Source organism: Corynebacterium kalinowskii, assembly GCF_009734385.1.
GTDB lineage: Bacteria > Actinomycetota > Actinomycetes > Mycobacteriales > Mycobacteriaceae > Corynebacterium > Corynebacterium kalinowskii.
Genome location: NZ_CP046452.1, coordinates 269,725 through 296,722 on the forward strand (window position 1 = coordinate 269,725; position 26,998 = coordinate 296,722).

The 26,998-nt window shown below is 59.1% G+C and carries 28 protein-coding genes and 1 tRNA gene; 15 read left to right on the plus strand and 14 right to left on the minus strand.

Annotated features, from left to right (window positions below; all coding sequences use genetic code 11):
• Positions 1 to 10 precede the first annotated feature (10 nt).
• Both CKALI_RS01270 and CKALI_RS01275 read left to right on the plus strand, forming a co-directional pair.
• Positions 11 to 673 carry a TetR/AcrR family transcriptional regulator gene (locus CKALI_RS01270; RefSeq protein ID WP_156191586.1) on the plus strand — a complete coding sequence of 221 codons (663 nt, stop codon included), beginning with the start codon at positions 11 to 13 and terminating at the stop codon, positions 671 to 673.
• Positions 674 to 675: 2 nt separating this feature from the next.
• A complete protein-coding gene (locus CKALI_RS01275; protein WP_156191587.1) occupies positions 676 to 1,260 on the plus strand; it encodes a DUF3267 domain-containing protein in 585 nt (194 codons plus the stop codon).
• 70 nt (positions 1,261 to 1,330) lie between these two features.
• Here CKALI_RS01275 and CKALI_RS01280 read toward each other — a convergent pair whose 3' ends face one another.
• The 3 genes from CKALI_RS01280 to CKALI_RS01290 all read right to left on the minus strand — a co-directional run bounded on the left by CKALI_RS01280 (position 1,331) and on the right by CKALI_RS01290 (position 2,910).
• Positions 1,331 to 2,035, minus strand: a complete 705-nt coding sequence (locus CKALI_RS01280) for a TatD family hydrolase (RefSeq protein ID WP_156191588.1) — start codon at positions 2,033 to 2,035, stop codon at positions 1,331 to 1,333.
• Entirely contained in the window at positions 2,026 to 2,814 is a 789-nt protein-coding gene (locus tag CKALI_RS01285) for a tRNA threonylcarbamoyladenosine dehydratase (RefSeq protein ID WP_156191589.1), read from the minus strand. Before CKALI_RS01285 ends, CKALI_RS01280 begins: the two co-directional genes overlap by 10 nt.
• Before the next feature lie 22 nt (positions 2,815 to 2,836).
• Positions 2,837 to 2,910 (minus strand) — tRNA-Gly (locus CKALI_RS01290).
• A gap of 102 nt (positions 2,911 to 3,012) precedes the next feature.
• On the opposite strand from CKALI_RS01290, the gene dcd reads away from it, so the two are divergent.
• The 4 genes from dcd (at position 3,013) to CKALI_RS01310 (ending at position 5,809) form a co-directional block, all read left to right on the plus strand.
• On the plus strand, positions 3,013 to 3,576 hold the full coding sequence (gene dcd / locus CKALI_RS01295) for a dCTP deaminase (protein WP_156191590.1): 564 nt from the start codon (positions 3,013 to 3,015) through the stop codon (positions 3,574 to 3,576).
• Between the two features lie 43 nt (positions 3,577 to 3,619).
• A complete protein-coding gene (locus CKALI_RS01300) occupies positions 3,620 to 4,942 on the plus strand; it encodes a UDP-glucose dehydrogenase family protein (protein WP_156191591.1) in 1,323 nt (440 codons plus the stop codon).
• 35 nt (positions 4,943 to 4,977) lie between these two features.
• Positions 4,978 to 5,256 (plus strand): hypothetical protein, encoded by a 279-nt coding sequence (locus tag CKALI_RS01305; protein WP_156191592.1) that lies wholly within the window; start codon positions 4,978 to 4,980, stop codon positions 5,254 to 5,256.
• Between the two features lie 181 nt (positions 5,257 to 5,437).
• Positions 5,438 to 5,809 carry a hypothetical protein gene (locus CKALI_RS01310; RefSeq protein ID WP_156191593.1) on the plus strand — a complete coding sequence of 124 codons (372 nt, stop codon included), beginning with the start codon at positions 5,438 to 5,440 and terminating at the stop codon, positions 5,807 to 5,809.
• A 42-nt stretch (positions 5,810 to 5,851) separates the two neighbouring features.
• On the opposite strand, the gene CKALI_RS01315 is transcribed toward CKALI_RS01310, so the two are convergent.
• Positions 5,852 to 7,087, minus strand: a complete 1,236-nt coding sequence (locus CKALI_RS01315) for a pyridoxal phosphate-dependent aminotransferase (RefSeq protein ID WP_231580501.1) — start codon at positions 7,085 to 7,087, stop codon at positions 5,852 to 5,854.
• Positions 7,088 to 7,107: 20 nt separating this feature from the next.
• Between CKALI_RS01315 and CKALI_RS01320 the strand changes: the two genes are divergently transcribed.
• Positions 7,108 to 7,734 carry a GNAT family N-acetyltransferase gene (locus tag CKALI_RS01320; RefSeq protein ID WP_156191595.1) on the plus strand — a complete coding sequence of 209 codons (627 nt, stop codon included), beginning with the start codon at positions 7,108 to 7,110 and terminating at the stop codon, positions 7,732 to 7,734.
• 3 nt (positions 7,735 to 7,737) lie between these two features.
• On the opposite strand, the gene CKALI_RS01325 is transcribed toward CKALI_RS01320, so the two are convergent.
• The 6 genes from CKALI_RS01325 to CKALI_RS01350 form a co-directional block, all read right to left on the minus strand.
• Positions 7,738 to 8,370 (minus strand): cation diffusion facilitator family transporter, encoded by a 633-nt coding sequence (locus tag CKALI_RS01325; RefSeq protein ID WP_326519802.1) that lies wholly within the window; start codon positions 8,368 to 8,370, stop codon positions 7,738 to 7,740.
• Positions 8,371 to 8,375: 5 nt separating this feature from the next.
• Complete coding sequence (locus CKALI_RS01330; RefSeq protein WP_156191596.1) at positions 8,376 to 8,657, minus strand: thioredoxin family protein; 282 nt, start codon at positions 8,655 to 8,657, stop codon at positions 8,376 to 8,378.
• 9 nt (positions 8,658 to 8,666) lie between these two features.
• A complete protein-coding gene (locus tag CKALI_RS01335) occupies positions 8,667 to 9,647 on the minus strand; it encodes a permease (RefSeq protein ID WP_156191597.1) in 981 nt (326 codons plus the stop codon).
• A gap of 2 nt (positions 9,648 to 9,649) precedes the next feature.
• Entirely contained in the window at positions 9,650 to 10,036 is a 387-nt protein-coding gene (locus tag CKALI_RS01340; protein ID WP_156191598.1) for an arsenate reductase ArsC, read from the minus strand.
• An 86-nt stretch (positions 10,037 to 10,122) separates the two neighbouring features.
• Complete coding sequence (locus tag CKALI_RS01345; RefSeq protein ID WP_156191599.1) at positions 10,123 to 12,759, minus strand: (Fe-S)-binding protein; 2,637 nt, start codon at positions 12,757 to 12,759, stop codon at positions 10,123 to 10,125.
• Positions 12,760 to 12,832: 73 nt separating this feature from the next.
• Entirely contained in the window at positions 12,833 to 14,158 is a 1,326-nt protein-coding gene (locus tag CKALI_RS01350; RefSeq protein WP_156191600.1) for an AI-2E family transporter, read from the minus strand.
• Between the two features lie 219 nt (positions 14,159 to 14,377).
• Here CKALI_RS01350 and dnaK point away from each other — a divergent pair, with 219 nt between their 5' ends.
• The 6 genes from dnaK (at position 14,378) to adhP (ending at position 21,270) form a co-directional block, all read left to right on the plus strand.
• Entirely contained in the window at positions 14,378 to 16,213 is a 1,836-nt protein-coding gene (gene dnaK / locus CKALI_RS01355; protein ID WP_156191601.1) for a molecular chaperone DnaK, read from the plus strand.
• The gene (gene grpE, locus CKALI_RS01360) at positions 16,213 to 16,854 is read left to right on the plus strand and encodes a nucleotide exchange factor GrpE (protein WP_156191602.1); all 642 of its coding nucleotides are present in this window, start codon (positions 16,213 to 16,215) and stop codon (positions 16,852 to 16,854) included. The genes dnaK and grpE overlap by 1 nt, the downstream gene beginning before the upstream one ends.
• Before the next feature lie 44 nt (positions 16,855 to 16,898).
• Positions 16,899 to 18,065 (plus strand): molecular chaperone DnaJ, encoded by a 1,167-nt coding sequence (gene dnaJ, locus CKALI_RS01365; RefSeq protein ID WP_156191603.1) that lies wholly within the window; start codon positions 16,899 to 16,901, stop codon positions 18,063 to 18,065.
• Between the two features lie 12 nt (positions 18,066 to 18,077).
• Positions 18,078 to 18,473: a heat shock protein transcriptional repressor HspR gene (locus CKALI_RS01370; protein ID WP_156191604.1), complete on the plus strand. Its 396-nt coding sequence runs from the start codon at positions 18,078 to 18,080 to the stop codon at positions 18,471 to 18,473.
• 235 nt (positions 18,474 to 18,708) lie between these two features.
• A complete protein-coding gene (exaC, locus tag CKALI_RS01375) occupies positions 18,709 to 20,229 on the plus strand; it encodes an acetaldehyde dehydrogenase ExaC (RefSeq protein ID WP_156191605.1) in 1,521 nt (506 codons plus the stop codon).
• Positions 20,230 to 20,238: 9 nt separating this feature from the next.
• Entirely contained in the window at positions 20,239 to 21,270 is a 1,032-nt protein-coding gene (adhP, locus tag CKALI_RS01380; RefSeq protein ID WP_156191606.1) for an alcohol dehydrogenase AdhP, read from the plus strand.
• Here the strand turns inward: adhP and CKALI_RS01385 are convergent.
• Together CKALI_RS01385 and CKALI_RS01390 are read right to left on the minus strand one after the other, a co-directional pair.
• Positions 21,257 to 22,426 carry an alpha/beta hydrolase gene (locus CKALI_RS01385; protein WP_156191607.1) on the minus strand — a complete coding sequence of 390 codons (1,170 nt, stop codon included), beginning with the start codon at positions 22,424 to 22,426 and terminating at the stop codon, positions 21,257 to 21,259. The two genes, adhP and CKALI_RS01385, sit on opposite strands and share 14 nt — an antisense overlap.
• Positions 22,404 to 22,646, minus strand: coding sequence for a hypothetical protein (locus CKALI_RS01390; protein ID WP_156191608.1), 243 nt, complete (start codon positions 22,644 to 22,646; stop codon positions 22,404 to 22,406). Before CKALI_RS01390 ends, CKALI_RS01385 begins: the two co-directional genes overlap by 23 nt.
• A 92-nt stretch (positions 22,647 to 22,738) precedes the next feature.
• On the opposite strand from CKALI_RS01390, the gene CKALI_RS01395 reads away from it, so the two are divergent.
• Positions 22,739 to 23,512, plus strand: a complete 774-nt coding sequence (locus tag CKALI_RS01395; RefSeq protein WP_156191609.1) for a carbon-nitrogen hydrolase family protein — start codon at positions 22,739 to 22,741, stop codon at positions 23,510 to 23,512.
• On the opposite strand, the gene CKALI_RS01400 is transcribed toward CKALI_RS01395, so the two are convergent.
• On the minus strand, positions 23,501 to 24,604 hold the full coding sequence (locus CKALI_RS01400; RefSeq protein ID WP_156191610.1) for a monooxygenase: 1,104 nt from the start codon (positions 24,602 to 24,604) through the stop codon (positions 23,501 to 23,503). The genes CKALI_RS01395 and CKALI_RS01400 overlap by 12 nt on opposite strands.
• Before the next feature lie 28 nt (positions 24,605 to 24,632).
• Here CKALI_RS01400 and CKALI_RS01405 point away from each other — a divergent pair, with 28 nt between their 5' ends.
• Entirely contained in the window at positions 24,633 to 25,955 is a 1,323-nt protein-coding gene (locus tag CKALI_RS01405; protein WP_156191611.1) for an MFS transporter, read from the plus strand.
• On the opposite strand, the gene CKALI_RS01410 is transcribed toward CKALI_RS01405, so the two are convergent.
• The gene (locus tag CKALI_RS01410; protein ID WP_156191612.1) at positions 25,952 to 26,998 is read right to left on the minus strand and encodes an LLM class flavin-dependent oxidoreductase; all 1,047 of its coding nucleotides are present in this window, start codon (positions 26,996 to 26,998) and stop codon (positions 25,952 to 25,954) included. The genes CKALI_RS01405 and CKALI_RS01410 overlap by 4 nt on opposite strands.

Below are 26,998 nucleotides of genomic sequence, written 5' to 3' on the forward strand. Positions count from 1 at the left end.
GATAGCAGGCATGGCACTGGGAAAACGTGAGCTGCATCGCCAAGAAATGATGGGTAAGATCCTCCAACTTGCCGATGAACAGCTAGTCGACGGCGGGGCACAATCGCTGTCGCTTCGTGAAATCGCGCGTGATCTCGGACTCGCTTCCTCTGCGATCTATCGCTATGTCGCTAGCCGAGATGAGTTGCTCACCCTGCTCCTCGTGCGGGGTTTCAATTCTTTGGCAGATGCGGTTGATGCTGCTGTGGGCGTCGAGAAGCAGCCTGAGCGACAGCTGCGCGCCTTAGCAGGATCCGTGCGAGGCTGGGCGCGAATTAACCCGGAGCAGTATGCCTTGCTTTATGGAACTCCAGTTCCCGGGTTTCATGCAGATCAGGGCACTGTTGCGCCGGGTAGCCGGGTGCTGATGCGCCTTGCAGAGATCGCGCAGCAAGGTGCGCCGCGTATCGACGCCCATTCTTTCGAGCCTCTGGTTTCCGAGGTTCCGCTAGAACTCACTGCCGCGCAGCTTGCCGCTGGTGCTAGCGCGTGGGGGATGCTTCTTGGTGCGATTAACTCGGAAATGTTTGGTTATCTGGGGCCCGATTTTGGCGGGGTATCGGATGAACTCTTCGAAATTGCAGTAGACCGGATTGTGAAGGAACTTTGCTTGAGAGACTGCAACGAGGCGTAGAAATGATCGAAGAATGGACTCCTGATAGGAGAACTACGGTCTGGATGAACGTGGTCGGTCTTGGAACCACGATTGCTGGGCTTGTCGGGTTCGCAACCTTGTATGCGACAGTCAATTCGGGAACGTACAGCTTTGTCATTTCCGCTCGTGAGCTGGTGCTTATACTGCTGATGTTCTTAGTGTTTGCGCTGCTCATTGTGGTGCATGAGCTGTTGCATGGCTTCGCATTGCGGACCTTGGGGGCCAAGCCGAAATATGGTGCCACGATGGTCGGCGGGGTGATGCCGGCGTTTTACTGCACGTCGCCAGGTGCGTTGCTCTCGAAGAAGGCGTTCACTTATGTGGCGTTGCTACCGGGGATTGTGCTGGCTGTGGTGCCTGCACTGTGGATCATTTTCCACGGCCCGTTTGCAGGATTGCTAGTTGTGCCAGCTGCAATGTTACTGGGCGGTGCGGTGGGGGATTGGTTCATGACGGCAGTCGCTCTCCGCGCGCCTCGCGGGGCGCTGATCGAGGACAACAAAGAGGGGCTGCGGATTCATTTGCCTGCCGAAGACAACTTCGCTGGACAAACCTCGGATGCTTAGTCTTCCAGGTGGTCATGTGGCGACCTTCGATTGGGGCTACCTACAAGAATGCGCTGGTTAATCCCGCACTCTAGGGAAAGTAGACATCCTGCTGCGTCTGGTTGATTACAGGCGTCATGTCCTGTCCGCGCAGCTCGGATAGCGTCTCCAAAGTGCCCTGCAAGGATGCGACCACGTCCCGGGCGCTCACCACCGCGTTTGTCGACGCCGGTAAATCAGTCTCCAGCAGCAAGCGATCTTCGGGCACCTGCTTCACATATGCCCGACCTTTTTTGCTCTCCAACATGCTGGGATGCACGGAGATATAGCCGCCGATCTGCATTAACCGAGTGAGTTCATCGCTCGTTCCCGAGAAACGGTGGAAGACAGGGATTACGTTGTCGGGCAGCAGGTCCAGCACCTCAGTCGCCGCCCGCATCGCATGAATGGACAGCACGTAAGGGTGGCCCTTCAAGAGGGAAAAGATTCGGCGCAGCGCCTCAAGCTGCAGCGGGGCCGAGCCAACCCGGCGCGGGCTGAAATCCAGGCCAATTTCGCCGATAAAACGAGTCTGCGGGAGATGGCTGGCGAAAGCTTCTAACTCGGATTCGAATGTCGGTGTAACCCACCATGGATGAAATCCCAGTGAAGGCAGAGCGCCAGGCTGAACCTGAAATTCGGAAGGAAGCACAGTTTGAGCCACCACCTGCACGTCGGACTCAGCGAGCTCTGCTAGCAACGCGGCGCGCTGGGGTGCGGACACAAAATCCAGGTGAAAGTGGGTGTCTAGGAGCACGGCGTCGCCTCGCCCAAGGCCGCTAGAGCTTCCTCGCGGGTCCGGAACAATCGTGGTGGCCTTGCCATTGGCTCCAGCCCCGCCATTCGTTGGATCACTTTGCCGGCGATCATTAACCCCATGATCGGAGGCATGTAGCTCATCGAGCCAAGACTCTCGCCTTTGGTTCGCCCCGAGTTTAGCTTCACGGGAACCTCGGTAGAGAAGAGAACCTCAACGCCCTTGATCCGCCGCTTTTCGCATTCCAACCGCATCACTTTGGACATTTGGCACTGTGTGGTTTTGCGCAAGTTAGCGAACTTGAGCTGGGAAGGATCCATCCGATTTGCCGCGCCCATTGAAGACAGCAGTGGCAATCCCTCTGAAGCGCACCAATGCGCGATGGCGAGCTTCTGGGAAATAGTGTCGATGCAGTCCAACACGTAGTCCGGTCGCGGGAGCTCGCCTAACACGGCAGGAACATTGTCTGGGGTCAGAAAGATCTGCTGTGCATAGACAGTGCACGAGGGATTGATTTCAGCAACCATTCGACTCATCACATCGGCCTTAACCTGGCCAAGTGTGCTGGTGAATGCCAAAGCCTGGCGATTGATGTTGCTCTCTTCCACGGTGTCCCGATCCACCAGAATGAGTGTGCCCACGCCGCCACGGGCAAGAGCTTCCGCACAAGCAGAACCAACGCCACCGAGGCCGAGAACCATGACGGTTGAGTTCTTGAGATTGTCTAAACCGTCGTCGCCAAGCAAAAGGTGTAGGCGAGCGAATCGTTCAGAATGCACTAACAAAAGCCTTCTAAGTAAATGGAGCCGATGACGGGAATCGAACCCGCGTGTGCAGCTTGGGAAGCTGCCATTCTACCATTGAATTACATCGGCAAACTGCCTTAAGCAGTAGCGACAAGTTTAGCACTGCGATCCTTGAGAGAAACAATCAGCTAGTCGCCCACGGCTCGGCCTAGGGGTAATAGACTGATAACCATGCTGCTTTCAGATCGTGACATCCGCGCTGCCATTGATAATGGTGAACTAGGCATTGAGCCCTTCGCCCCAGAGATGATTCAGCCGTCGTCGATTGACGTGCGAATGGACCGCTTCTTCCGCGTATTCAACAATCAGAAGTACACGCATATCGACCCGAAACAGCAGCAAGATGAGCTCACCAGTGAGATTGAGGTGCAGCCGGACGAGCCGTTCATCCTGCACCCTGGCGAGTTCGTGCTCGCGGCAACGTATGAGAAGTTCACTTTGCCGGCACACCTCGCCGGCCGACTGGAAGGCAAGTCTTCCCTTGGTCGTCTGGGCCTGCTGACGCACTCGACCGCTGGCTTCATCGATCCGGGCTTTTCCGGTCACATCACGCTCGAGCTGTCCAATGTTGCTAATCTGCCGATTTCCCTCTGGCCGGGGATGAAGGTTGGCCAGCTGGCGCTGTTTAAGATGAGTTCCCCTGCGGAAACGCCGTACGGCAGCTCCAAGCTAGGGTCCAAGTACCAGGGGCAGCGAGGCCCAACCCCGTCCAAGGCATATCTGAACTTTAGGTAACGTGCGCAGCGCCGATGCGCGAAACGCGGTAAGAATGAATCTTATGCGTATGACAGTCATCGGAACCGGATACCTGGGTGCTACCCACGCTGCTTGTATGGCGGAACTTGGCCATGACGTCCTCGGTGTGGACGTTGATGAAAAGAAGATTGAGGCGCTAAAGAACAGCACAGTGCCTTTCTATGAGCCAGGTTTGCCTGAGGTTCTGGAGCGCAACATCGCCGCTGGCCGCCTGGCATTTACCACGAGCTATGACGAAGCCGCCGCTTTTGCGAACGTTCACTTCCTCGGTGTTGGAACGCCGCAGCAGCGTGGCTCTTACGCGGCAGATTTGAAGTACGTGTACGCCGTCATCCAGGATCTCGTACCGAAGCTGAAGGGCAAGCACGTCATCTTCGGAAAGTCCACCGTCCCGGTAGGCACCGCCGCCGAATTGCAACAAATGGCTAACGAACTCGCCCCAGAGGGCACCGAAGTTGAGATCGCCTGGAACCCAGAGTTCCTGCGTGAGGGCTTTGCCGTCAAGGACACCATCACCCCAGACCGCATCGTCCTGGGCACGCGCGACGAGAACACCACCGCCGAAGAAGTTGCCCGCGAAGTCTACGCCACCCCGCTGGCCTCTGGAACCCCGTTTGTAATCACCGACCTGCAGACCGCAGAGCTGGTCAAGGTCTCCGCAAATGCGTTCCTGGCCACCAAGATTTCCTTCATTAACGCCGTCTCTGAGGTCTGTGAGTTGGTGGGTGCGGACGTCGTCAAGCTTGCCGACGCCATTGGCTACGACGATCGCATCGGCCGCAAGTTCCTCGGTGCCGGACTTGGCTTCGGTGGCGGTTGCCTGCCAAAGGACATCCGCGCATTCATGGCTCGCGCCGGCGAACTTGGCGCCGACCAGGCGTTGACGTTCCTCCGCGAGGTGGACGCGATCAACATGCGCCGTCGCGACCGCATGGTCACCCTTGCCCGCGAGGCGTGCGGTGGCAACCTGCTTGGCCACAACGTGACAGTTCTTGGCGCTGCGTTCAAGCCCAACTCGGACGACGTTCGTGACTCCCCGGCGTTGTCCATCGCGGGCTCCCTGTCGCTAGCTGGAGCGCAGGTCACCGTGTACGACCCGCAAGGCATGGAGAACGCTCGGAAGGTTTTCCCAACGCTCAATTACGCGAATTCCACCGATGACGCACTGCGTGGCGCTGACGTGGTGGTTCTGGCCACCGAATGGCAGGAATTCCGTGAACTCGACCCGGTGCACGCGGCATCGTTGGTTCGAGTAAAGAAGGTCCTTGACGGTCGCAATGTGCTGCCCGTGGACGCTTGGAAGGAAGCCGGATGGGATATCAAGGCGCTCGGTCGATCCTTGTAGTCCTTTTCGTCCTTTGGACTCCGGCGTCGTTTCAAATGTTGTACGACCACGGAGAAATCTACTGTGGAGTCGGTGTTGTACTTTCACTCCTGGTACTGATTGCCTATGCGTTCCAGCCCCGCAGGTCGGTGGGTATCATCGGGGCCCTGCTTGCCGGTGTCGGATGGGCGAACGATACGTTGGTCGCGCTGAAGTTTGGACCGGACGATCCGGTGATCAACATCGCCGGGCTGGTGCTGTACCTCGGTGTCGCTTTGGTGGTGATTCAGCTCATCGTCGAGTGGACTTCAGCCAAGCCGACTGGATCCACCTAGGTGCCCGATCATGAGCGAATCAGGCGCATTGCTTAATTGAACATTTGGTTAATTATCAGGCTCAGCTATCGATTCCAAGACCTTCACAAGAAGTTGAAAAGAACTCGCATTCTGCCTGGTAAATACGATTTTCCTCGGATAGGTTGAAAATAGATCGTTTCAATATTCGAGGGTTTAGTTGATGCCAAAGTTCGTGTTTTTTCTTTGTGAAGCCGCGCTGCTCGCCACAGTTCCGGCTGCCTACGCTTTTGACGTAGACATGGTTGCGCTTGTCGCGCGGGTGCTGTGCGTGGCGCTGTTGGCTGCGAGCTTCTGGCTGAGCACGAAGGACGACCGGTTCTTCGCATTTGGATTCCTGCAAGCGCTGGTATTTGGCGCCGTGTGGAGCGCTCAAGTATTCGGTGTCCTGCCTTTACCTATTCTTTGGGCGATGTACGCCGTATTCGCGCTGGAGATCATGCTCCGACTGATGGCCCACCGCGTTGATTGGCAGGTGCGGCTACCGGGCGAGTATGTGGCTCCCCACAACCACCGTCAACTCACTCACAACTAGTGAGAACGAAAATTGGCCCCAGCTCAAGCCGGGGCCAATTTGCTATTGCTTGTAGTACTTCAGGAAGTTGCCGAAGCGCTGAATGGCGTCGGTAAGCTCTGTGGCGTGCGGCAGGGTGACCACTCGGAAATGGTCGGGCTGTTCCCAGTTGAAGCCGGTGCCGTGGACCATGAGGATCTTCTCAGCGCGGAGCAGATCGAGCATCATCTGGGAGTCGTCGTGGATGTGGTACATCTCCAAGTCGATCTTGGGGAAGGCGTACAGCGCACCCATCGGCTTCACACACGAAACGCCCGGAATTTCATTGAGGGCTTCATAAGCAGCATTGCGCTGCTTCAACAAGCGTCCGCCCTTGCCGGTCAGCCCGTAAATGGACTGACGGCCGCCCAATGCCACCTGAATCGCGTGCTGGGCAGGGACATTGGCGCATAGACGGGTACCCGAGAGCAATTCCAGTCCCTCGATGAAGCCCTGCGCGTGGTGCTTCGGGCCGGTCAGCACCATCCAGCCCGCGCGGTAGCCAGCCACGCGGTAGGCCTTGGATAGCCCGTTAAACGTGATGCACAGCAGGTCAGGGCACAACGTAGCGATGGAAATGTGCTCGGCATCGTCGTACAGGATGCGGTCGTAGATTTCGTCGGCCAGGATCAGCAGCTCGTGCTCGCGGGCGATGTCCACGATCTGCTGCAGCACCTCACGGGAGTACACCGCGCCGGTCGGGTTATTCGGGTTGATAACAACGATCGCCTTGGTCTTGTCCGTGACCTTAGCTTTAATGTCTTCGATGGACGGATTCCAATCGTCCTCTTCATCGCACAGGTAGTGGACCGGATTGCCACCAGCCAACGACGTGGCGGCGGTCCACAGTGGATAGTCCGGGGCAGGGATGAGGACTTCATCGCCGTCGTTAAGCAGTGCCTGCGTCACCATGGAGATCAGCTCAGACACGCCGTTGCCCAGGAAAACATCGTCGATGTCGAATTCGGGGAAGCCGTCGATAAGCTCGTAACGCGTCACGATCGCGCGGCGCGCCGGCACGATGCCCTTAGACGTGGAGTAGCCCTGCGACGTCGGCAGCGCCGCGATCATGTCCTGCAGGATCACGTCAGGGGCGTCGAAACCAAACACGGCTGGATTGCCCGTGTTGAGCTTCAGGATGCGGTGTCCTTCGCTCTCCAGGCGCTCAGCCTCCGCGGAGATCGGCCCGCGGATTTCATAGAGCACGCCCTTGAGCTTGTCGGACTGATCAAAGATGCGGGGTGGCTTCTGAGTGTTCACCTGTACTATCATGCCACCGCATGACCTCGGAAATAAAGTACCCCCCGTTTGGACTGCAGCTTTTCGACGGCCATGTGCTCCTGCGAGTCATTGAAGATTGCGATCTAAAGCACCTCTGTGCGGTGACTGTTTCGGACATCTTTGAGCCGAATTGTCCGTGGGAATTCCCGTGGTTGTCTCAGGAAAACACGGCGCTATCCACGGCGCAATTTCACTGGGGACTGCGTGCGTCCAATAAACCGGAGAACTGGGTCCTGCCATTCGCAGCGTACGTAGATGACACATACGTGGGGACGATCGATATGCGGGCATCAGATTTTCGGGAAAAGCGCAGTATATCGACGGGTTCGTATGTGCTGCGCCGTGCTCAGGGACAGGGAATTGGTACGCGGATGCGGGCGATGGTGGCGGCCTACGCCTTCGATTTTTTGTCAGCAAAAGAGATGCGTACCGCGTGGCATCCGATGAACAAGGCATCGGGTGGCGTGAGCGCTGCGCTTGGGTACCAGGTAGTAGGCCGTGCAGAATTCGGTGCGCATGACCGGCCGGAGGTACACGCGCGACTGGTGGCGGAGGACTTTCTTGGTTGCCCGACGTTAACGGTCTCCGGACATACAGAGGCGCTCCGGGAGTTCCTTGATGCGTGACGCTTAGTCGTCATCCATTTCAAGCTCAGGGTCTTCCGCGCGAGCTTGCTCGAGAACTTCCTGCGCCGCACGCAGATTGATGACGCCGATGATCACGCCGATCACCACATCTGGCCAGATAGTCGCCCAAAAAATTGTGACAATGCCGGCTGCCAGAATCAGCACGTTCGCGAGCACGTCATTGCGGGCTGCCAGCCAAGCGCCGTGCACTAGTGCACCTTCACCCCGCAGCCGCATGAGTAACAGTGCGCTGATGAGGTTCACCACCATAGCGAACACCGCGGTCGCGGACAGCGTGAAACCTTCCGGTGGGGCGCCGCTGATGATCTTCCAGATCGCGGTGCCGAACGCGGCAAACGCGGGGATCAGAATGAGGGCGGCCAAGCCGACGCTGGCTTTGCGACGACTTGCCACCGACCATCCCAACGCGGTGACTACCAGCAGAGCGATGAGGAAGTCTTCCATGAAGTCGGCGGCATCGGCGAAGAGGCTGGCAGAGCCGATAGCCCAGGCGACGATGAACTCGACTGCGAAGCCGAAGAGGTTCAGACCCGCCACGATCATGACGATCTTGCGGGCCGACTGATTCAAACTTGACGCGGAGTACTCGTGTTCGCAGGTTTCGTGTTCGCTCACGCGTTTCAGCCTAGTTTGTCGCTCAAAATTTGCTTGGCATCCGCTACGCTCAGCGCCTTTCCAACGCTCACGACTTCCTCGTCGATGACTAATGCAGGGGTGCTCATCACTCCGTAAGCCACGATGTCTGGAAAATCCGTCACGTGTGCAACTTCTTCCGTGCTGCCGAGTTCCGCGAGGGCAGTGGTGACGGTCTTTTCCATCGCCTGGCATTTCTTGCAACCCGGACCGAGAACCTTCACTCGGGCGTTGACCGGTTCTGGCTTTTTCTTGCTGAATAGTCCCATTGTGTGCTCCTAAATTGAGTTGAAAAGGTATCCGACGGCGATGATGCCTATGGTGCAGAGCCCCAGGAAGATTCCGAGCAGCCGCGCAGACACCACGCGCTTGAGCATGACGAGAGACGGCAGGCTAAGCGTCGTGGTGGCCATCATGAAGGCGAGAATGGTGCCGAGCTGCGCGCCCTTAGCTAGCAGGGCCTCTGCGACGGGCAGAGTGCCGAAGATGTCTGCGTACATCGGGATACCCACCAAGGTGGCGAGGATGACGCCGAAGGGGTTGTCACTGCCCAGGAGGCTGGTGATCCATTCTTGCGGAATCCAGTTGTGGATCAGCGCACCGATTCCTACGCCAATCAGGATGTATGGCAACACTGACTTGAACGTGGTCAGCATTTGTTCTTTGGCGTAGGCGTGGCGTTCTGCGCGGGAGAGCTGCGGTTCGTCTAGCTCAGGTAGTGGGGCGCTGAATCCGACGACATCGTTTTCTAGCCGCAGCTTTTCGATGATTGTGCCGCCGATAATCGCAATGAGGAGGCCAACGACTACGTAGGCAAAGGCGATCTTGAATCCGAAAACGCTACTGAGGAGGACGAGGCTTGCAATGTCCACCATCGGTGAGGAGATCAAGAATGAGAAGGTAACGCCCATGGGGAGTTTTGCTGCCGTAAATCCCATGAAAATCGGAATCGAGGAGCATGAGCAGAACGGTGTGATTGTGCCGAGCAACGCTCCGATGGTGTTTGCCTTGAGTCCCCGGAACCGCCCTAAGATTCGTCGACTGCGCTCTGGAGGGAAGTAGCTTTGCAGGTAGGAGACTCCGTAGATCAACAGGCACAGCAAGATGGCGATCTTGATGGTGTCATAAATGAAGAACTGCAGACTGCCACCGATGCGGGACGCAGTGTCGATGCTCAGTGCGCGGAGCGTTGAGCCAACCAGATCGTTGAGCCAGCGCATACCCAGTATTTGGTACTGGATAAAGTCAACGATGTTCATCGCTAGAACCGGCTCTCGAGTTCTTTCACCTTAGCTTCGATGATGTCGATGACCTTGTGGAACTCTTCATCGGGCTTGCCACTTGGATCGTCCAAGCCCCAGTCCTCCCGGTGCTTGCACGGCAGGTATGGGCACTCAACGTTGCAGCCCATGGTGACCAGAATGTCGACCTCGGGGAGCATGCCGACGAGCTTCGATTGTTGCTGGGACATGTCGATGCCGTAGCGCTCTTTAATGATGCGCACCGCATCCTGGTTGATCTGCGGAACCTGTTCGGTGCCAGCTGAGTAGAAATCGAACTTGTCCCCTGCAAAGTGCTTGCCGAGTGCTTCTGCCATCTGGCTTCGACAGGAATTGTGTACGCACACGAATGCAACAACTGGTTTCATATTGACAATTATAAATATGTCGAACAGGTTTGTCACCCCTCCCCGTCGTCTCCGCGAGAGCGGAACCCGAACGGGGGAGAGAGGAATTATTTAGCGCCAGGAGGCTGTGCGGTAGGCGGTTGGGCAGTTGGTGGCTGTGCTGTTGGTGGGGTTGCAGCAGGAGGCTTTGCAACGGGCGGGGCTGCAACCGGTGGTTGCGCTGAAGGTGGCGCCGCAGTAGGTCGTGTTGTTGTGGGTGGCGTAGCGACGGGTGGAGTTGCTACTGGCGGAACAGCGGTAGGCGGTCCTGCCGCAGGTGGTGCTGCGACAGGTGGCGTAGCTGCCGGAGGAGTCGCGACCGGTGGCGTAGCTGCCGGAGGTGTAGCAACTGGAGGTGTTGCTACAGGCGGAGTTGCTACTGGCGGTACAGCTGTAGGCGGTCCGGCTACGGGCGGTACAGCTGTAGGCGGTCCGGCTACGGGCGGTGCCACGACCGGAGGAGTTGCCACAGGCGGAGTTGCGACCGGTGGTCCTGCTATAGGTGGCGTGGCCAATGGATGTGCAGAAATTTCCCCCGTGGATTCGACGGTTTTCGGCGGATTCTGACGTTCTGACGGGGGATTTTTCGCGTCATCTGCATCATCCACTGGGGAAGCGGCGACTCGACGAGGTTCTTCGAGGAATGCAGGTGTGCGGAACTCCGGTAGAGCATCGTCAACCAACACGGCGTCGCGAAGCATGACGGCGATGTCCCTCACGGAGGCAGAACCCGCGCCAGAAACTGCCTTCACTCCGCCTTCGAGCATCGTGGTGCAGAATGGGCAGCTTGTGGCCACGGTGTTGGAAACCGAAAGCGCTTCGGTCGCGCGGTTTTCGTTGATGCGCGTGCCCAAGTTTTCTTCTATGAACATGCGCGCGCCACCGGCACCGCAACAGAATCCGGTGTCTCGGTTGCGTGGCATTTCGGTGAGAGTGCCGACAGATTCGATGAGTTCACGTGGCGGATCGAAGACCTTGTTGTGGCGGCCGAGGAAGCAGGGGTCGTGGTAGGTGATTGGTTTGCGGTCTTCAGGGCGTCGGGGCACTGGGGTGAGCAGTCCCTTGCGGACGAGCCGGTTCAGTAGCTGCGTGTGGTGGATGACGTCGTAGTCACCGCCGAACGCCGGGTACTCGTTGCGTAGCGTGTTGAAACAGTGCGCGCACGAGGTGATGATCTTGCGCTGCCCAGCTGGGTACGTTTCAAATGCACTGTTCAATCCAGAGACATTCTCATCGGCGAGCATTTGGAAGAGGAACTCGTTGCCGGCCCGGCGCGCCGGGTCGCCAGTGCAGGCGGTACCTTCCAGCACCGCGAACTTCACGCCAGCTACGTTGAGCAGTTCGGCGATGGCTCGGGAAGTCTTGCGGCCGTTCTCATCGAAAGCTCCGGCGCAGCCGACCCACAAGAGGTACTCGAATTCTTCGCCTGAGGAAACAAGCGGAACTGGGATCCCGTCGCGGTTGGCTTCCTCCACCCAGGACAGCTGCTCGGAAGCGTTCCGGCCCCACGGGTTGCCCTTGACCTCCAGATTCTTGAACATGCCGGTGAGCTCGGACGGGAAGTCGGCCTCAGCGAGCACCTGGAAGCGGCGCAGGTTAGTCACGTGGTCGAGGTGTTCGATGTCAACTGGGCATTGCTCGACGCACGCGCCACAGTTTGTGCAGCTCCACAGTGCATCCGGGTCAACAGCCGAACCAACAAGCTTGAGCACATCCAGGTCCTGGTGTGGGATCGCGTCGCGGATGCCCGTGACGAGCAGTTTCGGCGACAGCGGCTTTTCTGTATTCCATGCCGGGCACTGTTCCTGGCACCGCCCACAGTCGGTGCAGGCAGAGACGTCGAGAAGCATCTTCCAGGGAGCGTCGGCGAGGGTGCCCACGCCGAGCTTATCGACGTCCGGATCTGCGTTTTCGAGAGTCAGAGCCTTACCATTGGACATCATCGGGGCGAGCTCGCCGAGAGATTTTTCGCCTGGCTTACGGCTAAAGAAGAGGGTGAAGAATGCGAGGAAACGGTGCCAGGCGACGCCCCAGCGCAGTTGCCTGCCGACCACGAACAACCACACCATGCCCGACAACAGTTTGATCAGGGCGAAGACACTAACCAGCAGTGGGGAAGATGGAAGCGGAATCAATCGGGTGAGGAAGTCTGCCCAGACGGAGCCTTCGCGGAAGGTGGCGATGGAACTGGCTTTGACCAGCAGCATGCCGAGGCCCTCGATGAGGACGACGGCCTCCACGAAGTGAGCGGCGCGGGCGTTGGAGCCATAGAACCGGTCGAAGCGGTTGTTCGAGCCCACACGCAGACGGACCCCGATTAGGTAGAGGATTCCGAGGACCGTGCCGAGGCCGAAGACTTCTTCCGCGAAGTGGTAGATCGGCCAAGAGGAAACGATCGGCCAGCCTTTGGCAGGCGCGAATGTCTGGATGTAGGCCTCGAACCAGAACACCGAGCCAACTATGAAGCCGAACATGACAAACCAGTGGGCCAGCGCCACGAACGGTTTGCGAGCCATACCGCTATGAAGCACGACCTTGCGCAGCATAGACATCAGGCGGGTGAGCGGCTGATTCGTGCGAGTAGTGGTGGGCTGGCCGGCGCTGATCATGCGGTAGAGCTGCCACGCTCCCCGCAGGAAAAATACCCAGGCGGGGAGCGAAGCGAGGATTCCGAAGATTCCCAGCGCGATGGAAGTGGAAGTCATGTAAGGAAAATCCCTTTGGAAGGCTTATGGATTACGACCTTTCCACCATAAGCCTTTTGGTGGACTTCCGGAATTACTCTTCGGCCTTGACCGCGAGTGATGGATCTTCGGATTCTGGCTTGCGGCGACCGAGACGAGAGAACTTCTCCCGAATTGCGTCGAAAGCTTCCTCCGCAGAACCCGTGTTTCCGGCCGCCCGAGAAGTTTCAATCTGAATTTCGTCTACGGTCAGCTCGCCGGAGCGCAGGGAAACCAGGTCGCCGTGGTAGCGCAGCCACACCGCGATGGATGCCGCCACTGGCACAGCCAGGAATGCGCCGACGATACCAAACAGGCTCGAACCGACGGTCACCGACAGCAGCACGATCGCAGGGTGCAGATTCATCGCCTTGGACTGCAGGATCGGGGAGAGCACGTTGCCCTCCAGCTGCTGAACGGCCACAACCAGGGCGAGCACGATCAAGGCAGTAGTAGGGCCATTGGATACCAGTGCTACCAGTACAGCCAGTGCGCCGGCGGTCACGGCACCGACGATCGGGATGAAGCCGGCGAAGAAGGTCAGCACCGCGAGGACGAAGGCCAGCGGTACGCCGAGGAAGACCAGCCCGAGGCCGATGATGATGGCGTCGATAAGCGAAACCGCAGCTTGGGCGCGGATGTAGCCGGCCAGGGTGTTCCAGGTGCGGGTGAGCACTTCGGTGAGGTGCCAGCCCGCGTTGGCGCCCGTGGTGCGGCGGATCCACGGCAGGAAGCGGTCGCCGTCCTTGAGGAAGAAGAAGGTTAGCACCAGCATCACGCCGAGGGTGACCAGGGCGGATGATGCGGTGGAGACGCCTTCCGCAACGCCGGAAGCGATGTTGCTCGCCTGCTCTTGTGCCTTGGCCATGAGCTGGTCAATCCACTGCGTGATCTGGTCGATCTTGAGGTTAAACGGTGGGCCTTGCAGCCATACCTCCAGGCGGTTCAGGCCCTCGCTTGCCTTATCGACGAGCTCCTTACTTTGCGACGCAATCGACGGCGCCATCGCGGTGAAAGTGCCCACGATAACGCCAATGCTCACCAACAGCACCGAGGCGACAGCGAGCGCGGAGGGCCACTTTTTGCTGCGCAACCACTTCACTGGAGGCCAGAGCACTGTGGAGACCAGGATCGCGAGGAGGATAGGCAACAGACCCGTCCACACCTTGCCCAGGCCTTTCCACAGGATAAAGGCCGCGATGGCCAAGATAATGAATCGCAAAGCCCAGCCCGCGACCCAGCGACCGTCTTGGCCGAGGATTGCAGATCGGTCTAGTACTTCTGCGTGTATCGGTTCGGATTCGAGCTGTTCAGGGGCGTTGAGCAGCTTGTCTAGGTTGTCCGCGTTGTCGGCGGTGCTGGATTCAGGTGAAGTAGTCATCAGGGCACTAATTGTGCCAGGCCTAACGAATTTTGTCCTGTGCTCCAAGTCATAGTTAAAAAAGTTGAGCGAAGTGGGAACAACTTTGCGGTGTGGGTCGTTATGCATAGTGAACAGGTTGAGTGACATTGACTCAAGGCGTTTGCTACACTTGCCGAAGTTGAGCCGATGGGTATCAACCTGTACTTGATCCATAGAAACAAAACAGGAGGAATAAACATGGGACGCGCAGTAGGTATTGACCTCGGCACCACGAACTCAGTTGTATCGGTACTTGAAGGTGGCGAGCCAGTTGTTATCGCCAACGCAGAAGGCGCACGCACCACTCCATCGGTCGTAGCTTTTGCAAAGAACGGTGAGGTCCTCGTCGGCCAGTCTGCGAAGAACCAGGCCGTCACCAACGTCGACCGCACCATCCGTTCCGTCAAGCGCCACGTCGGCACTGACTGGTCCGTTGACATTGATGGCAAGAAGTACACCCCACAGGAGATCTCCGCTCGTACGCTGATGAAGCTTAAGCGCGACGCGGAGGCATACCTCGGCGAAGAGGTTACCGACGCAGTCATCACCGTGCCGGCATACTTCGAGGACTCCCAGCGCCAGGCCACCAAGGAAGCCGGCCAGATTGCCGGTCTGAACGTCCTGCGCATCGTTAACGAGCCAACCGCTGCTGCTCTGGCCTACGGACTGGAGAAGGGCGACAAGGAGCAGACCATTCTGGTCTTCGACCTCGGTGGCGGTACCTTCGACGTTTCCCTGCTCGAGATCGGCGACGGCGTTGTCGAGGTTCGTGCAACCTCCGGTGACAACGAACTCGGTGGCGATGACTGGGACCAGCGCATCGTTGACTGGCTCGTCGAGAAGTTCAAGGCTTCCAACGGCATCGACCTGACCAAGGACAAGATGGCTCTGCAGCGTCTGCGCGAAGCTGCTGAAAAGGCCAAGATCGAGCTGTCTGCCTCCCAGTCTGCCAACATCAACCTCCCTTACATCACGGTTGACGCTGACAAGAACCCACTGTTCCTGGACGAGAACCTCTCCCGCACTGAGTTCCAGAAGATCACTCAGGATCTGCTCGACCGCACCAAGGCGCCTTTCAACCAGGTGATCAAGGACGCCGAGCTCTCCGTGAACGACATCGACCACGTCGTCCTCGTTGGTGGCTCTACCCGTATGCCAGCTGTCTCTGAGCTGGTCAAGGAGCTCACCGGTGGCCGCGAGCCAAACAAGGGCGTTAACCCAGACGAGGTCGTCGCAGTCGGCGCAGCTCTGCAGGCCGGTGTGCTCCGCGGTGAGGTTAAGGACGTGCTGCTTCTCGACGTCACCCCGCTTTCCCTCGGCATTGAGACCAAGGGTGGCGTGATGACCAAGCTCATCGAGCGCAACACCACCATCCCAACCAAGCGTTCCGAGACCTTCACCACCGCGGAAGACAACCAGCCTTCCGTACAGATCCAGGTCTTCCAGGGCGAGCGTGAGATGGCTTCCGCCAACAAGCTGCTCGGTTCTTTCGAACTGGGTGGCATCGCTCCTGCCCCACGTGGCGTGCCACAGATCGAGGTCACCTTCGACATCGACGCTAACGGCATCGTCCACGTCACCGCTAAGGACAAGGGCACCGGCAAGGAAAACACCATCAAGATTCAGGATGGTTCCGGACTGTCTCAGGACGAAATCGATCGCATGATCAAGGACGCTGAGGCACACGCAGAAGAGGACAAGAAGCGCCGCGAAGAGCAGGAAGTCCGCAACTCCGCTGAGTCTCTTGCCTACCAGACCCGCAAGTTCATGGAGGACAACACCGACAAGGTCTCCGAGGACATCCGCAACAAGGTCGAGGAAGCAGCCAAGGGCGTCGATGAGGCACTTAAGGGTGACGACATCGAAGCCATCAAGACCGCTGTTGAGAAGCTGAACACCGAATCCCAGGAGCTGGGCAAGGCTATCTACGAGGCGCAGGCCGCTGAGGCTGGTGCTGAGGGGGCCGCAACCGGCGCTGCTGACGACGGCGTTGTTGACGCAGAGGTCATCGACGAGGAAGAAGAGAAGAAGTAATGACTGAGCCAAATCGCGACATGTCGCAGAACCCCGGCGATCCAGAGGTCACCGACCCTGAAGCTACCTCTCCAGAGGCTGCTGAAGCTGAAGCGGCTGCCGCTGAGGAGGCTCAGGCAGAAGCTGATCTCGAGGCGCAGGTCAATGAAGCACTCGCCGATGTCGACCTTGATGAAGACGGCAACGTCTCCACCATCGAGGCCGAGCTGGCCGAACGCACCGAAGACCTGCTCCGCATGACCGCGGAGTATGCCAACTACCGCAAGCGCACCGAGCGTGACCGCTCTGTCGCCATTGAGGTAACCAAGGCAGGGGTCATCGAAAAGTTCCTGCCTATCCTGGACGACCTCGATCTGGCTGCAAAGCACGGCGACCTCGCCGAAGGCCCACTCAAGGCTTTCGCGGACAAGTTCACCAACGTCATCACTAGCCAAGGTCTCGTCGCCTACGGCGAAGAAGGTGATGCGTTCGATCCCGAGCGTCACGAAGCAGTTCAGGACCTGTCCAGTGGTGAAGAGAAGGTCATCGGCACCGTCCTGCGCAAGGGCTATGTCGTTGGCGAGCGCCTCGTGCGCACCGCGATGGTCATCATTGCTGATCCCGTCGCAGGGGACTCCGGCGAGGACAATAAGGACGCCTAGCAAGTGGCGTCGAGAAGCGAATTGTAGAAAGGAGGAGATGCCCAATGACGCAACGCGAATGGGCGGAGAAAGATTACTATGCGGACTTGGGGGTCTCCTCGTCTGCATCGCAAGCCGACATCAAAAAGGCGTACCGACAGCTCGCCCGGGACAATCACCCGGACAAGCATCCAGGTGACACGGTTGCAGAAGAGCGCTTCAAGAAGGTCGCCGAAGCATATGACGTGCTTGGCGACGAAAAGAAGCGCGCGGAGTACGACGAACTGAAGGCCATGCTGAAGTCCGGCGGACTCGGAGGCTTTGGAACGGGAGGGCCCGGCTTCCCGGGCGGGTTTCAAGGTACGCACGGGTTCGAGGACATTCTCCGAGACCGCGGATTTGCTGGCGACGGTGGCCTTGGGGATATCTTCGGTGGCCTTTTCAACCGCGGTGGCCATAGCCGCCCATCAGCTGCGCCATCGCGGGGAGCCGACGTCGAAACGTCCATCACCTTGGAATTCCGCGAAGCGGCCAAAGGGACCACGATTCCCATCCAACTGAGTGGCCAAGCGCCCTGCACTGACTGCCACGGATCGGGCTCCAATTCCGGAAACCCGTCCGTGTGCGGCGATTGCAACGGCACCGGATTCATCTCCGAAAACAAGGGTGCCTTCGGGTTCTCGGCTCCGTGTACCAAGTGTGGTGGCACGGGACGAGTCATCACCGATCCGTGCCCGACCTGTTCCGGCAAGGGGACCGCGCAACGTACCCGATCCATCACTGTCCGCATTCCTGCGGGTGTGGAGGACGGTCAAAAGGTGCGACTGGCAGGACAAGGCGAAGCCGGCCCCAACGGCAAGCCAGCAGGTGACTTGTTCGTTACCGTCACTGTGAAACCCGACAAGGTTTTCAAGCGCAAGGGCGATGACCTAGAAGTGGCAGTTCCAGTCAGCTTCGGCGAACTCGCACTTGGTGGCACCATCACCGTCCCGACTCTCGAGTCGCCAGTGAAACTGAAGATCCCGGTGGGCACTCCATCCGGACGAGTCCTTCGAGTTCGCGGGCGTGGTATCAGCCGTTCCTCCGGAATCAAGGGGGACTTGCTGGTGAAACTGGAAGTAGACATACCAAAGAACATGGGGGCAGCGGAAACCTCCGCGCTCCGCACCTACGTTCAGTCGGCCAAGGATGCGGGATATGACCCCCGTGCCAAGTGGTCAGGACTGGAATAGGAGGACAGTGTCATGAGCACCCGAGGGCAAGAAAACGAGGTCTTCGTGATTTCGGTTGCCGCGGAGCTCGCAGGCATGCACGCACAAACGCTGCGGACCTATGACCGCCTCGGACTTGTGATTCCGATGCGAACCCGAGGCGGCGGGCGTCGCTATTCGCGGCGAGATGTCGAGCTGCTACGCGAAATCCAGCGGCTCTCCCAAGAAGAAGGCGTCAACCTGGCCGGAATCAAATCAATCATCGAACTGACCAGGGAGAACGAAAAGCTCAAGACGGAAGTTGGTGAGCTGAAGTCCGAGCTGGCGGCAGCTCAACGTTCCCAAGGACGTGGCTCCGGCGAGCTAGTCCATGTACCGCGTTCCACGGCAGTAGTGATGTGGGAACCGAGGCGTGGCAGGCGGAAGTAGCCTTCCGCTTGTTAGTCCCCGTTCGAGCACTTACGAGTGTTCAAACGGGGACTGTTTGTTGCCCGCCATTTGTTCCGCTTCGATATAAGGCACATTCAAAACCTTCACAAACTTGGCAAAACCTCCCCAGCCAGCTCTGTTAATCAGACAAGCTTGCAAAATATTCAATGTGATTGCAGACACATTTTCACCCCGCTAGTGTGAGCTAAACCACTCAGACAGCTAGGAGATAACAATGACGGTGTACGCGAATCCTGGAGCAGAAGGCTCGATCGTTGAATTCAAGAAGCGCTACGAAAACTTCATTGGCGGACAATGGGTTGCCCCGGCGGGTGGCAAGTACATGGAGAACCTTTCGCCAGTAAACGGTGAAGTGTTCTGTGAAGTCCCTCGTTCGGGTGCCGAGGACGTCGAAAAGGCGCTCGATGCAGCGCACGCAGCGAAAGATGCCTGGGGCAAGACCAGTCCAGCCGAGCGTGCTCGTGTCCTCAATGCGATTGCGGATCGTATGGAAGCGAACTTGGAAAAGCTCGCAGTGGCCGAAACTTGGGACAACGGCAAGGCCGTACGCGAAACGCTGGCCGCCGACATCCCGCTCGCTGCTGATCACTTCCGCTACTTTGCTTCCGTGGCCCGCACGCAGGAAGGGCGGATGTCGCAAATCGACGACAATACCGTCGCGTACCATTTCCACGAGCCAATCGGTGTGGTCGGCCAGATCATCCCCTGGAACTTCCCGATCCTCATGGCGGCCTGGAAAATCGCGCCAGCGCTGGCAGGTGGCAACTGCATCGTGATGAAGCCAGCCGAGCAAACTCCGGCCTCCATCCTGTACCTGATTGAGCTCATTCAAGACATCATCCCGGCAGGCGTGCTCAACGTGGTGAACGGGCTGGGCGCCGAAGCGGGTGCTGCACTGACCGCGAGCGAACGGATCGCGAAGATCGCCTTCACCGGATCCACCGAGGTAGGCAAGATCATTCACTCGGCCGTGTCCGATCGCATCATCCCCGTCACGCTGGAGCTGGGTGGCAAGTCCCCGTCGATCTTCTTCCCAGACATCATGGACAAGGACGATGACTTCCTGGACAAGTGCGTCGAAGGCCTTGCCATGTTCGCCCTCAACCAGGGCGAAGTGTGCACCTGCCCATCCCGTGCCCTGATCCACGAGGATATTGCTGAGGAGTTCCTCAAGCGCGCCGTGAAGAAGGTCGAATCCCTCAAGTTTGGTAACCCGCTCGACACCGACGTCCAGATGGGTGCCCAAGCATCTCAGGAGCAGATGGACAAGATTTCCGGCTACCTCAAGTCCGGTCCAGCCGAAGGCGCGGAGACGCTGACTGGTGGCAGCGTGAACAAGATCGACGGGCTGGAAGGCGGCTACTACATTGAGCCGACCATCTTCAAGGGCACCAATGACATGGCCTGCTTCCGCGAAGAAATCTTCGGACCGGTCCTGGCCGTTACCACTTTCAAGGACTTTGACGAAGCTATCGCTATCGCCAATGACACCATCTATGGCCTCGGCGCAGGCGTCTGGAGCCGCAACGGCAACACTGCCTACCGCGCTGGTCGAGCCATTCAAGCCGGTCGCGTGTGGGTGAACAACTACCACTCTTACCCAGCGCATGCAGCCTTCGGCGGCTACAAGCAGTCGGGCATTGGCCGCGAAAACCACCTCATGATGATGAGCCACTACCAGCAGGTCAAGTGCATGCTCGTCTCATACGACGAGACGCCAACCGGCCTGTTCTAAGGAGAAAAGATGAGCACTGAGAAGTTCAACGCAGCAGTAGTAGAACAGTTCGGTCCTTCGGTGGAATTGAAGGATCTGGAACTCCCTCAGCCTGGAATACACCAGGCTCTAGTCAAGCTGCATGCCAGCGGCGTATGTCACACGGACCTCCATGCTGCCGAAGGCGACTGGCCAGTCAAACCGGAACCGCCATTTGTCCCCGGACACGAGGGCGTGGGAGAAGTGGTGGCGCTGGGTCCTGGTGACCACGATGTTGCGGTCGGCGATATAGTGGGCAATGTTTGGCTTTGGTCTGCTTGCGGTACCTGTGAGCACTGCATTACTGGCTGGGAAACCCTATGCAATGCAGCCGAATACGGTGGCTACACGGTCGACGGTTCCTTCGGTGAGTACATGCTCGTCGACACTCGGTACTGCGCCCGCATCCCAGACGGTGCGGACCCGGTGGAAGTTGCGCCAATCCTGTGCGCCGGTGTGACCGTGTACAAGGGGCTAAAAGTTTCCGACACACGCCCGGGACAATTCATGGTCATTTCCGGTATCGGCGGACTTGGTCACATCGCGGTACAGTACGCAACGGCTTTAGGTTTGCGCGTCATTGCGGTGGACATTTCAAAAGAGAAGCTCGCACTGGCGAAGGAACTGGGAGCGGAGTTCACCGTGAACGCCGTAGACACTGATCCGGTGGCAGCTGTCAACGAGTACACCAAGGGTGGAGCTCACGGCATTCTGGTTACTGCAGTTCATCCTCAAGCGTTTGGTCAGGCAATAGGCATGGCGCGCAAGGGTGGCACCATTGTCTTCAATGGTCTTCCGCCCGGAGACTTCCCAGCACCGATCTTTGAGATCGTATTCAAGGCTCTGACCATTCGTGGATCCCTGGTGGGCACCCGTCAGGATCTTAAAGAAGCGCTTGATTTCTACGCTCGCGGTCTGATCAAGCCGCACGTGACAGAGTGCAAGCTTGGCGATGTCAACAACGTGTTTGAGGACATGCGCGCTGGCAAGATCGACGGTCGAATGGCCATCAACTACGGCTAGTCAGGCCCTGCAACCGGCGGTGAAACTCTGGGTCGTTCCAATACGATGAGTGCCCGCCGGTGGCAGGCCACACCTCGGCCCCGAATGCTGGGTCCGCGGGATCGGGGCCATGCACGCCTCCCACAGTTCCCACTGTGAGGCTAATGGGGTCGGCGGGGGAAGTCACTGCGATCACGCGCGGATTCTCGCCCCGCAGGTCTAGGTCGTCGGCGTGCTTCACGCCGATGCCGGGACTGCCGGCAAGCACCAGCGCATCGACATTGAGCCCCGCAGCCGCAGCATGCCCGGCCACCACCGTGCCGTAGGAATGCCCGAGCACAGTCAAGTGTGGATCGTTCCCCCGCCGAGCGCTGCGCCTACGCAGCTCAGCTTGGAAATCCTGCAGCCGCCCACCGCCGGTGGCAGCTGGGTATGTGGCCGTTGCTGCCAGCAGGTTCGCTGGCGCGCGATAGTCAATCCACAACACCGAGGCTCCTTTCGTGCTGGCGGCAATGTCTTGCGTGCGACGCGCGTAGCCAGGCCAGCCAGCGGGATCGGCGGAACCGACCCCGGGGATCACCGTGGTGACGCTCGGCGCGGTTTCAATTTCCCCAAAAGCCAGGACGACACCGTCACTAGCCGGCAGCAGCCGGGCATCGGGGAACTGCGCTGCTAGTTCACGAACTTCAGGTGGGGCTTCAGCCAGAACGATCTCGTGAATCGTCTGCAGGTCCGCCCCTGAGTAGTCGGACAGCGACCGCGAGGTGGGTTCTTGACCAGTGCAAATAAACGCAATTTCTAGGGCGCAGGCATCATCTATGGCGTGCCCAATCGCACCAATTTCAGTCAAAAACGCCGCCATTTCAGGTGATTTCTGCGTGGCTGCATCCGCTGTCGGTAGAACCCGCGAGAGGTCGACTTCTATCGAGCGAAGCGAGCGTGCTGTGCTGCCAAGAACCCCGGCGACAGCGGTCATTTCTGCTATCGCCTCGGAACGCGCAGCCAACAGGTCGAAGTCTGAGCTTGCAGCTGCAGCGAGGAAGTCTGCCTCATTTCCACGGGCAAAGAAGGCCGACCAACCCTCTCCGACCGAGGCAATAGTGGAAGTCTGCCGCGCAGCCACTGCGTCGAGCTCAGCCGCGACCTCTTCAAGTTCAGCGGAGGTCAGTGGAAGCATGGAGGACTCCGGCGAGCGTGGTATCGGCGTCGTGAAGCGATGCGATCACTGACGTGGCAAGCGACCGGCTGGCGCGCAGGTTCGCGGTGGCGAGCATGGTGTCCTCTCGCCACTTTGCGGTAGCCGTAGCCAGCACAGACGCGGTGGCGGAGGGTGAGTCAAGGGTAGGGAAGCGGACAGTGAACCCGGGCACTGGATCGAGGAACGAGACGAGTTTCATGGCGCAGATCATGCAGTAAAAGCTGAAAAAGTGGAACTGTCTAGAAAGCAATCCTGTGGATAACTCTGGGTTATCCACATATGCTCGGTGCCATGAAGGTTGCACTCGTCCAAATCCTGACCACTGGCGATAAAGTGGAAAACTTGGCCCGTATCAAAGACAAGGCAAAGGAAGCCGCCGAAAACGGCGCTAAACTGGTTGTTTTCCCAGAAGCAGCCATGAAGGCATTTCAGACCGGCAGGCTCGATGAAGCAGCCGAGCCCATCGATGGTCCGTTTGCAGCAGCGGTGAAAGAAACAGCAGCAAGTTGCAACACCACCATCGTTCTCGGCATGTTCACCCCGGCCGATAAGCAGGGCAAGATCAACCGAGTACACAACACCTTGCTCATCACTGACGGGCGAGAGATCAAACGCTACGACAAGCTCCACACCTACGACGCCTTCGGCTACCGCGAATCCGACACGGTCGCGCCGGGCACTGAATTGGTGACGTGGGGTGAGCTTGGCTTCGCTACTTGCTACGACATCCGTTTCCCGGAGCAGTTCAAAGCCCTGGCGAGGCAGGGGGCCAAGGTGATCATCGTCCCCGCCAGCTGGGCGAACGGAGAGGACAAGCTGCGCCAGTGGCAACTGCTCGGCAACGCTCGTGCCTTAGACTCAACGAGCTTTGTGGTAGCAGTCGGTCAGGCGCAACCATCCGACCCGAAAGACGGCGACCCCACCGGCATCGGCCACTCGGCCGTCATCTCGCCAACCGGGCAGCGCCTAGTGGAAGCGGGCTATGGGGAGGAGACGTTGTACTACGAGATTGATGTCAGCGTCGTCGATAAGGCCCGTGCTGCATTGCCGGTGCTACAGGGCTAGGACCTGGATATTCTTGCGCGGGGTCCCGGCCGTGCGCATGCGTTTGCGCATCGCGAAGGCCCATTCGGGTTCCCCGGCGATCAGCACATCTCGGTCGCCCCAGGAACCCCACGATGTCACGACATCCGCAAGGGTGCCGACCTGCTGCAAGTGCAATCCTCGGGGCGGGCGCGAGTGTTCGGTGCCGGCGACCCACCACTCGTCCGCAGGCTTTTCGACGACCGGGGTCACCGCCAGCCAGGGCGCCGTCGCCGCGACGCTCCATAGCCCCGCCAAGTCATAGAGCTCTCCCGGATATTCGGCGCCGAAGTACACATGCGTGCGGACCGAGTTGCCGGTGGCAAGCATTTCCAGCACCATCGCCTTTAGCGGTGCCAGCCCGGTGCCTTGGGCGACCATGAGGATGTCGTTTTCTCCGCTGATGCTGAGGCTGCCGTGCGGTGGCCCGAAATACCACTGATCGCCCGGCTGGGAAACCGCTAGACCTGCGAGTTCGGGTGCGTCGGAGAGATGAAATTCGATGAATCCGCCGTCATTGGCTGGGATGGCTGGCGCGAGGTGTTGCCATTGGCCGCGAATGAGGGGCGAGGAGACGGAAAAGTACTGGCCAGGCAGATAGCGGGGCGGTACGGGGCATTCGAGGCGGATGACGGTGATCCTCCGGGCGCGACGTTGGACGTCAACTACGGTGCCGTAACTAAGTTCGGGCTGCTGCGCAATGTGTGCCTCGAGGGCAGCGATCATGGTGTCGCGGATCCAAGCAAGGTGCTGGTCGGCCTCGTAAACCTGTTGGTGCGGGAGTTCACTGCAGAATTGGTGGATCGTGCGGCTGATGATGTCGAAGCCCGCGTGGGCCAGCTCCGTGGTGAGCCCGAAGGCGCGGTGCTCGCGGGCGAGGTTGGCCACTAGGTCCTCATCTGGCTTGCTGTCCAGCAAGTACGTCAGTGCGAAAACGAGGTGCTTATGGGCATCCTCAGCGCGCGCGGGGAACAAGAGCCGGGTTTCGGGTTGCTTCAAGTACAGCTCAGTGAGCACGCGCTCCCGAAATTCGGGGGCATGGGCGAGCAGGACGGATGAAACAGAGCCGGGCATATGTCTATTGTGCCGTTAGTATCATGACATGGACAACTACAGCGCCACGGAGGCCGCTACCCGAACGCAGCGGCTGGATGAACTGCCGGTCACCCGCAAGCATGCCCGGCTGCTGGGCGTGTCTGGCATCGGCTGGGCCCTCGACGCGATGGATGTCGGCCTCATTTCCTTCATCATGGCCGCGCTGGCAGTGCAGTGGAATCTCTCCAAGACGGAAGTATCCTGGTTGGGCTCGATCGGGTTCGTCGGCATGGCATTGGGCGCGACGTTTGGTGGATTGCTCGCCGATAAGTTCGGCCGCCGACAGATTTTTGCCCTCACGCTGATGATTTATGGTGTGGCCACGGGCGCGTCAGCCCTGGTGGGAACACTGGCCGCATTGATGGCGCTACGCTTTTTCGTCGGCCTCGGCTTGGGCGCCGAGTTGCCGGTGGCCTCCACACTGATCTCGGAGTTCTCACCGCGTGCGATTCGTGGGCGCGCCGTTGTGCTGCTTGAGGCCTTCTGGGCGATCGGGTGGATTCTCGCTGCTGTGATCGGCACGTTCGTGGTTGCCGGTTCCCATAATGGTTGGCGCTGGGCCCTGGCCTTGGGATGCATTCCGGCGGCTTATTCCCTGGTGGTACGCATCGGGATGCCGGAGTCTGTGCGGTTCCTGGAGTCGCGTGGCCGTCACGAAGAAGCGGAAACAGTGGTGCGCTCCTTTGAGCAGTCCCCTAAGTGGCTGGATGTTGCGCCAGCGCGCCGGGGCAAAACTACCGTGCAGGCCACCTCGATTTGGTCGTCGTCGGTGCGCCGCCGCACGATCGCGCTCTGGGCCATTTGGTTCTGTGTGAACTTCGCTTACTACGGCGCGTTCATTTGGATTCCGTCGCTGCTGCACGCGCAAGGGTTCACCCTGGTGAAGTCGTTCACTTTCACGCTCATCATCACATTGGCGCAGCTCCCGGGATACGCAGTGGCCGCATATCTCATTGAAAGGTGGGGTCGCCGCAGCACCCTGGCCACTTTCTTGGTCGGTTCGGCTGTCGCCGCCGGTCTCTATGGCTTTTCGACGGCCGAATGGCAGATCATCACGGCCGGCTGCCTGCTGTCCTTCTTCAACCTTGGCGCATGGGGTGCGCTCTATGCCATTGGCCCTGAGCTATACCCGACCAATATTCGCGGTCGTGGCACCGGCGCTGCCGCCGGCTTTGGTCGCATCGCCTCTATTATCGCGCCATTATTTGTCCCGCCAGTGCTGGCCGCAGTGGGCGGCCTGGGACTGTTTACCTGCTTCGCGGTGGCCTTTGCCATCGCAGCCCTCGCTGCGCTGGCACTGCCAGAGTTAAAGGGCGAATCCCTCAGCTAGCGCTCGGGCGTGGGCTCCCAGCCGAGCGCTGGGCCGACATGCTCGGCAAAGTTCTCCAGGATCCGAATGCTGATGTCCGCTCCCATGGTGGTCGGCAACGTCAGCAGCAGGGTATCCGCGGCGGCGATGGCTGGATCCTGTTGTAGCTGCTCGATGAGGGCATCGGGTTCCGCTGCGTAGGAACGGCCAAAGGTGGATGCTCCGGCCTGGGGGATGACACCAACCTGGTCGTGACCTCCACCCTGCAAACCAAAGAGTCGGTGGTCCTCGGCACTCACGAGCGGGAAGATCGACCGAGAAATAGACACCTTTGGTGACCAGTCATGACCAGCTTCCGTCCACGCTGCCCGGTAGCGAGCGATCTGATCTGCTTGAATCTCACCGAGTGTCTCGGAGGTGGTTTCTGACACCAGGGTGGAGGACATCAAGTTCACCCCATCGCGGGCCGCCTGTTCGGCCGAGCGATGTGTACCGGAACCCCAGTAGATGCGCTTTCGCAGACCCGGGGAATGCGGGAAGATCGGTAGCCCAGTGCCGGGCTGGTACATATTCGGATACTGCTTGTCTAGCTGCGCAGCGCGCGCCAACGGCGCGCCGTCAATGGCTGCCAAGAAGCGTTCAAAGTTCTTTCGGGCCAGGTCAGAGCCGTCTTCCCGTTCCGAATGATACCCGAATGCCTCCCAACCCTTGTCAGCTGCTTCCGGAGCGCCACGGGACAGGCCCAACGCGAGGCGCCCGCCCGCAATCTGGTCGAGTGCTGCGACTTCCTCCGCTAGGTACAGCGGATTCTCGTAGCGCATATCGATCACGCCGGTTCCGATATCAATGCGCTTGGTTGAACCAGCAATCGCACCCAGCAGTGGCATCGGTGCGGCAGCTTGGGGAACAAAGTGGTGCACGCGGAAGGATGCGTTGTTCACACCCATCTCATCAGCAGCCTGCGCCACGTCCAGGTGAATTCGTGCCATGTCAGCAGCGGAAGGACCTTGCTGGGCAGGTCCCATGGCGTAGTGGCCAAAGCTCAAAAAGCCGAATGATTTCAT